The organism is Candidatus Methylomirabilota bacterium (genome assembly GCA_035709005.1).
GTDB lineage: Bacteria > Methylomirabilota > Methylomirabilia > Rokubacteriales > CSP1-6 > 40CM-4-69-5.
On record DASTFB010000120.1, the window covers coordinates 1 to 5,649 of the forward strand.

Here is a 5,649-nt window from a genome sequence, read left to right on the forward strand (position 1 = left end):
AGACTGCCCGCGCTTCGCGCGTCCTGGTCAACCCGCTCTTAAATGGAAGCTGTTGGAGGAGGACCCCTCAGGGCGGACGGCCCCCTACGTTTCGCGTGGTATAAGCTCATGGGGAGTCACACGAGACCCCGGGGACCCCGGCGATGCGGGTTGGGTGACGAAGCGAGTGTGGAGACTGAGGAACTGCTCGCATGACTTGTGACTGTGGTCGCTCGAAGCTGCCGGACAAGAAAATGCCTGTCCGGCAGCACGAGAACGGTACCCCGGTCACACACCATGAGTGCCCCGTCGGCCACAAGTGGCACTTCACATGGGCCGATAGGCAGGAGCACCATCCTTGCGACTGTCGAGACTCAAGGGGCTAATGACCACCTGGGAGTACCAATTTCTGAGTCTCGATCTTTCGACTCCATTTGATGAGATGACCGGAGAATTGAACGAGGCGGGTGACGAGGGCTGGGAAGTTATATCTCTCCTGCCATTAACCTGGGGACAGTCGGCAATTGAACGAATCGTCAAGCCAGCGGCCGTGCTGGTGTTGATGAAGCGCCCCAAGCCCGATAGGGACAGCAGCAGTCAGGCCCGCTGAGTGTTTGACGAGGCCCCCCGGAGATACGCCTCCGTCAAGCACGGCCAGCGCCCTGCTGACTGCGGTCGGATGGACGCCGAGCTGCCGGACGGTGACGGAGTTGGCTGCCCGGCTGGCTGAGACGGAAAGACGGATCAGCCGTTAGGCGGAAAACGACGTGCCGCAGCCGCAGCTCGACTTGGCGTTGGGGTTGACGAACGTGAAGCCGCCCGTGAGCCCCTGCTGTACGTAGTCGAGCGTGGTCTCGTTCAGGTAGAGGTAGCTCTTCTTGTCGCAGACCACCCGCACCCCGTCGATCTGGAACTCCCGGTCCTCGGGGCCGAGCTCGCTGTCGAACTCGAGCGCGTACGACATCCCCGAGCAGCCGCCGCCCTTCACGCCCATGCGGAGGAAGACATCCTCGCCCAGGTCCTGGGCCTGCTTCAGTTCCTTCACCTGCTTCACCGCCGCATCCGATACCTTCAGCGCCATGGTCTTCCGTGTCCTCCTGTATCGTTGTCTCTCACTTCACCGCCAGCGCCACCGGCACGTCGTCACCGCCGAGCTCGGCCAGCGACATCGTGTCCAGCAGGTCCGTGATCGCCGCCTGGAGCTTCCGCGCCGGCTTCCGGACCGTGCAGCGCGACGCCTGGGCGCAATCGCCGTGGTCCGTCATGCAGCTCACGCTCGCCAGCAACAGCTACTTTACTTAGGAACGTACAGTGGCAGCAGCCGGGGCCGTGCCGGTCGGCCTGGCACGGCCCGAGTCCCATCAGGCGGCCTTGACTTCGATCGTCCTCGGCATCGCGGCTCGCGGCGCGGGGACCCTCACTTCGAGCATGCCGTTCGCGGACTTCGCCTCCACTTGGGCGGCGTCGACACCCACGGGGAGCGCGAAGCTCCTCTGGAACGCACCGTACGCGACCTCGCGGACGAAGTAGTCCTTGCCTGTGGAATCGTGGTCGGCCTTGCGCTCACCCTTGACGGTGAGGACGTTGTCCATCAAGGAGACCGCGACATCCTTCGGCTCCACGCCCGCCAGGGCGAACTGCATGACGTAGACGCCGTCCTCGATCCGCCCCTCCACGGCGGGGAGCAATGGGGCACGCTGAGCGGCTTCGGCGCCGCCGAGGAACCTCTCGAACAGGTCGTCGCCGTCGTGGTGGAAATGGAACTGCCGGGTCGGGGACCAGCGAAGCATGGTGGTCATGGTGCTCTCCTCTCGCTTTTACATCCTTCTATTTCATATATATGTTATAGCGTGATATATACTAAGTCAAGCGGACCCATGGAATCCGGAGTAGCATGATTTCCTGCACGATCGCGTCCGCAAACTCGAAGACGTTGTGGACCAACTCCTCCTCGACCTTCTCGAACACCCCCTTGGCGGCACCTTCGCGGACCAGGTAGGAGACACGTGCGCCTTTCCCTGCTTGAGGAGGCGAAGCACGACGTTCGTGGGGGCCGTCAAAACGCGTACGACGCTGGCGCAGGCCCGGGTGAGCCCGGCGACCAGCGGCCATCGCACAGGCGAGGCGCTCGGGGTGGCGAAGAGCAAGGGCCCTGGGCGCGACGCTGCCGTGCGCCAGCGTGCCGATCTCGCTCATTCGACTCCCGCGCGCCGATGGTACCCTCCCCGTTCGCTCGTCGTACACTGGGTACGAAGGTCGCCGGTGGCGACCGGAAGAACCACCCCCGTGATGAAGGACGACCTGAAGCTCCCCGATCCGGCCAGCGTCGGCATGGGCCGGTGGACGGTGACCCCGTGATCCGGCGGTTCGTCGTCCTCGGCGCGACGGGGGACCTCGCGTCCCGGCAGCTCCTGCCTGCGCTCGCCCGCCTCCACGAGGCCGACAAGCTCCCCGCCGAGCTGAGGATTGTGGGGGCGGCGCGGGAGGACTGGGACACCGCCACTCTTCGCGCTCACATGGCGGAGCGGCTGGCGCGCCATGCCGCGGGCACCGCGCCCGCCTCGCGCCATGCCGTGGTCTCGAGGCTGGTGTACCAGCGTGCGGATGCGAGCGATCCGGCCGACCTGGTGAGAGTGCTCGACGATGTCCGCCAGCCCGGTATCGTCTATCTGGCCTTACCGCCGTCGGTGCTCGAGGCCACGGTGCGGGCCGTGGCCGGCCTTGGCCTGGCGGACGGAAGCCGTCTCGTCGTCGAGAAGCCGTTCGGCGAGAATCTCGCGTCGGCCCGGACGCTGAACCGCCTCCTGCGCGCGGCGTTCCCCGAGACGGCCGTCTTCCGCATGGACCATTTCCTCGGGAAGCAAACGGTTCAGAACATCCTCGGACTGCGCTTCGCCAACCGCGTCTTCGAGCCGCTGTGGAACCGCAGCCATATCGCGCGGGTGGAGATCATCTGGGACGAGACCCTGGCTCTCGAGGGCCGGGCGGCGTACTACGACTCGGCGGGGGCGCTCCGGGACATGATCCAGAACCATCTCCTTCAGTTGCTCTGTCTGATCGGCATGGAAGCGCCCATCAGCCTGAGCGAGCGTGATTTCCGCGACCGCAAGGTCGACGTCCTCCGCGCCGTCCGACGGCTCGCGCCCGACGAGGTGGGACGCCGAACGATTCGTGCCCGCTACGGCGCGGGCCGAATCAGCGATCGACCGGTGCCGGCCTACGTCGACGAGGACGGCGTCGATCCCAACGGGGAGACGGAGACCTTCGCGCAGGTGAGGTTCTCGATCGACAACTGGCGCTGGGCGGGGGTGCCGTTCCTGCTGCGCACCGGAAAGGCGCTCGCGAGAAATCGGCGAGAGATCGCCATTCACTTCCAGCCGGTGCCCCACCTCGTGTTCGGCCACGAGACGGATCCCACGCCCAACACCCTGCGGCTCCAGCTCGACCCCGATCGGATGAGCCTGGGGGTGAACATCAACGGTGCCGGCGACCCGTTCGAGCTGGAGAGCGTCGAGCTGGACCGGGACCTCGCGGCCCAAGACCTGTCGGCCTACGCGCGCCTGATCCTGGACATCCTCGAGGGCGACCCAACGCTCTCCATTCGTGGCGACGAGGCCGAAGAATCCTGGCGCATCGTGGAACCAATCCTCGCGGCGTGGACCGCCGAGCGGGTGCCGCTGGGCACGTACCCGGCGGGCGCCGCGCATCCAGCCGGCGGGACCGACTGAACAGGCGCCTCGACGGCGGGGTGTCCCGAGGTGGTCGGCGCGGACACCAGCCCGACAGCCCTACGAGTCAATGGGACTTGCCGGAAAAGTCCCAGTTGGATTGGAGTGGGCATCAGGGGTGAAGGGCCCCGCGCACGGATTCGACGGCCTTCTCGCGCTTGAGGCTCGACAGGACCACGGCTCCGCCGAGGCCGGACACTACCGAGCCCAGGAGGATCCCGAGCTTGGCCTGCTGATCGAGGTCGGTGGCCGGGAAGGCGAGGCCGCTGATGAACAGCGACATCGTGAAGCCGATGCCCGTGAGCCAGGCGACGCCGTAGATGTGGCCCCAGCTCACTCCCTGAGGCAGGCTGGCGGTCCCCGTCCGCACCAGCAGCCAGGTGGCCGCGAGGACCCCCATCGGCTTGCCCAGCACCAGCCCCGCTGCGATCCCGAGGGGCAGCGGCTCAAGCAGCGCGACGAGGGCGCTGCGGTCGATGGCGACCCCGGCGTTGAACAGGGCGAAGACCGGCATGATCACGAAGGCTACCCAGGGGTGGGCCATGTGCTCGAAGCGCTGCAGCGGGGTCTTGGCGTCCTGGGTCACCTTCCGGAGGAAGCTGACAACGGCGAAGCGCCGGGAGTCCATGTCCCCCTCGGCGTCGAGCGCCTCGATCCGGTCCGCGGCGCGGCGCACGACCTGGGCAAGCCGATGCGGGGGAATGCGGACCCGGGCCGGCACCGTGAGCGCCGCCAGCACCCCGGCCAGAGTCGGGTGCACGCCGGAGATCAGGACGCCATACCACAGGCCGATCCCCAGGCAGAGGTAGACCACCGGGTGGCGGAAGCCTCCACGGTTGGCCGCCACCATGGCCGCGAGGAACGCCGCGGCCAGGCCGAGGCCGACCCAGTTCAGCGAGCTCGCGAAGAAGAGGGCGATCACCAGCACCGCGCCCAGGTCGTCCGCGATGGCGAGGGCCACCAGGAAGATCTCGAGCGTGTCGGGGACGCGGGGTCCCAGGAGCGCCAGCACCCCCAGGGCGAAGGCGATGTCCGTGGCCATGGGAATGCCCCAGCCGCCGGCCGTGGGCCGCCCCGCGTTGAAGGCGAGGTAGACCGTCGCCGGCACCAGCATGCCGCCCACGGCAGCGCCGATGGGCAGCAGGGCCTTGCGGGGCTCCGCCAGCTCACCCACGAGCAGCTCGCGCTTGATCTCCAGCCCCACCACGAAGAAGAAGACCGCCATGAGGCCGTCGTTGATCCAGTGGTGCAGGTCGAAGGCGATCCCGTGCTCGCCCAGGTGCAGGCCGAAGGGCTGGTGGACCAAGCGCTGGTAGGCCTCCGCCCAGGGGGAGTTGGCCCAGACGAGGGCGACGAGGGTGAAGAGGAACAGCACGATCCCGCCCGAAACCGTCTGACGGGCGAAGAGCTGGAACGGCCGCAGCAGCCGCTGCGCCACCTCCTCCCCCGTGGTGGGGGCTACGGTGTCCTTGAGCCCGATGATCTCCGCTGCATCGCCGTGACCTCCTGCCATCCTTCCACCCCCTGAAGCGCCCCTCCGACCACCTCCTCGCGAAGCGAGCGCACGGTAGCATGGCCGCCCGCACCTCGCCCAGCCATCGCTGATCCCCGACCGGGGTTGCCCCCCTGCTCCGATTCCGCGAGACTGGATCCCGAAAGCCCCACGAGCGCTCGTTGATTCCGCCGCGGCGGGGCCCGTCTACTCGAGGGAAAGGACACCGCGTCCGAAGCTGACTGGACAAGAAAGTGACGGCCATGGCGTGCGACCCACAGCCCGACCACGGCTGCGGCAGGCCGATGACCGACCCGCGCACACAGGAGGCGAGGTGACGTCAGCGCCGATCGAGGACTACGCGCTGATCGGCGACTGCGAGACGGCAGCGCTGGTGAGCCGGAGCGGGTCGATCGACTGGCTCTGCTTCCCGCGCTTCGACTCACCGGC

General features: G+C 67.5%; 8 protein-coding genes. 3 read left to right on the forward strand and 5 right to left on the reverse strand.

Annotation, left to right across the window (positions count from 1 at the left end; genetic code table 11):
- The first annotated feature begins 364 nt into the window (after positions 1-364).
- Positions 365-589, forward strand: a complete 225-nt coding sequence (locus VFR64_20825) for a hypothetical protein (GenBank protein ID HET9492181.1) — start codon at positions 365-367, stop codon at positions 587-589.
- Between the two features lie 141 nt (positions 590-730).
- Here VFR64_20825 and VFR64_20830 read toward each other — a convergent pair whose 3' ends face one another.
- From VFR64_20830 to VFR64_20845, 4 genes are all read right to left on the reverse strand, one after another.
- Entirely contained in the window at positions 731-1,060 is a 330-nt protein-coding gene (locus tag VFR64_20830; protein ID HET9492182.1) for an iron-sulfur cluster assembly accessory protein, read from the reverse strand.
- Positions 1,061-1,091: 31 nt separating this feature from the next.
- Positions 1,092-1,244 (reverse strand): hypothetical protein, encoded by a 153-nt coding sequence (locus VFR64_20835; protein ID HET9492183.1) that lies wholly within the window; start codon positions 1,242-1,244, stop codon positions 1,092-1,094.
- Between the two features lie 96 nt (positions 1,245-1,340).
- Positions 1,341-1,778, reverse strand: a complete 438-nt coding sequence (locus VFR64_20840) for an Hsp20/alpha crystallin family protein (protein HET9492184.1) — start codon at positions 1,776-1,778, stop codon at positions 1,341-1,343.
- 61 nt (positions 1,779-1,839) lie between these two features.
- Complete coding sequence (locus VFR64_20845) at positions 1,840-2,175, reverse strand: hypothetical protein (protein ID HET9492185.1); 336 nt, start codon at positions 2,173-2,175, stop codon at positions 1,840-1,842.
- 143 nt (positions 2,176-2,318) lie between these two features.
- Between VFR64_20845 and VFR64_20850 the strand changes: the two genes are divergently transcribed.
- Positions 2,319-3,707 (forward strand): glucose-6-phosphate dehydrogenase, encoded by a 1,389-nt coding sequence (locus VFR64_20850; GenBank protein HET9492186.1) that lies wholly within the window; start codon positions 2,319-2,321, stop codon positions 3,705-3,707.
- Positions 3,708-3,819: 112 nt separating this feature from the next.
- Here VFR64_20850 and nhaA read toward each other — a convergent pair whose 3' ends face one another.
- On the reverse strand, positions 3,820-5,220 hold the full coding sequence (gene nhaA / locus VFR64_20855; protein HET9492187.1) for a Na+/H+ antiporter NhaA: 1,401 nt from the start codon (positions 5,218-5,220) through the stop codon (positions 3,820-3,822).
- A gap of 313 nt (positions 5,221-5,533) precedes the next feature.
- Between nhaA and VFR64_20860 the strand changes: the two genes are divergently transcribed.
- A partial coding sequence (locus VFR64_20860; protein HET9492188.1) for a trehalase-like domain-containing protein occupies positions 5,534-5,649 on the forward strand: 116 nt, incomplete at its 3' end.

Bases quoted from the DNA above. Each gene is read 5' to 3' on its own strand.
- VFR64_20825 (HET9492181.1), top strand. From the start codon at position 365: ATGACCACCTGGGAGTACCAATTTCTGAGTCTCGATCTTTCGACTCCA.
- VFR64_20830 (HET9492182.1), bottom strand. From the start codon at position 1,060: ATGGCGCTGAAGGTATCGGATGCGGCGGTGAAGCAGGTGAAGGAACTG.
- VFR64_20835 (HET9492183.1), bottom strand. From the start codon at position 1,244: ATGACGGACCACGGCGATTGCGCCCAGGCGTCGCGCTGCACGGTCCGG.
- VFR64_20840 (HET9492184.1), bottom strand. From the start codon at position 1,778: ATGACCACCATGCTTCGCTGGTCCCCGACCCGGCAGTTCCATTTCCAC.
- VFR64_20845 (HET9492185.1), bottom strand. From the start codon at position 2,175: ATGAGCGAGATCGGCACGCTGGCGCACGGCAGCGTCGCGCCCAGGGCC.
- nhaA (HET9492187.1), bottom strand. From the start codon at position 5,220: ATGGCAGGAGGTCACGGCGATGCAGCGGAGATCATCGGGCTCAAGGAC.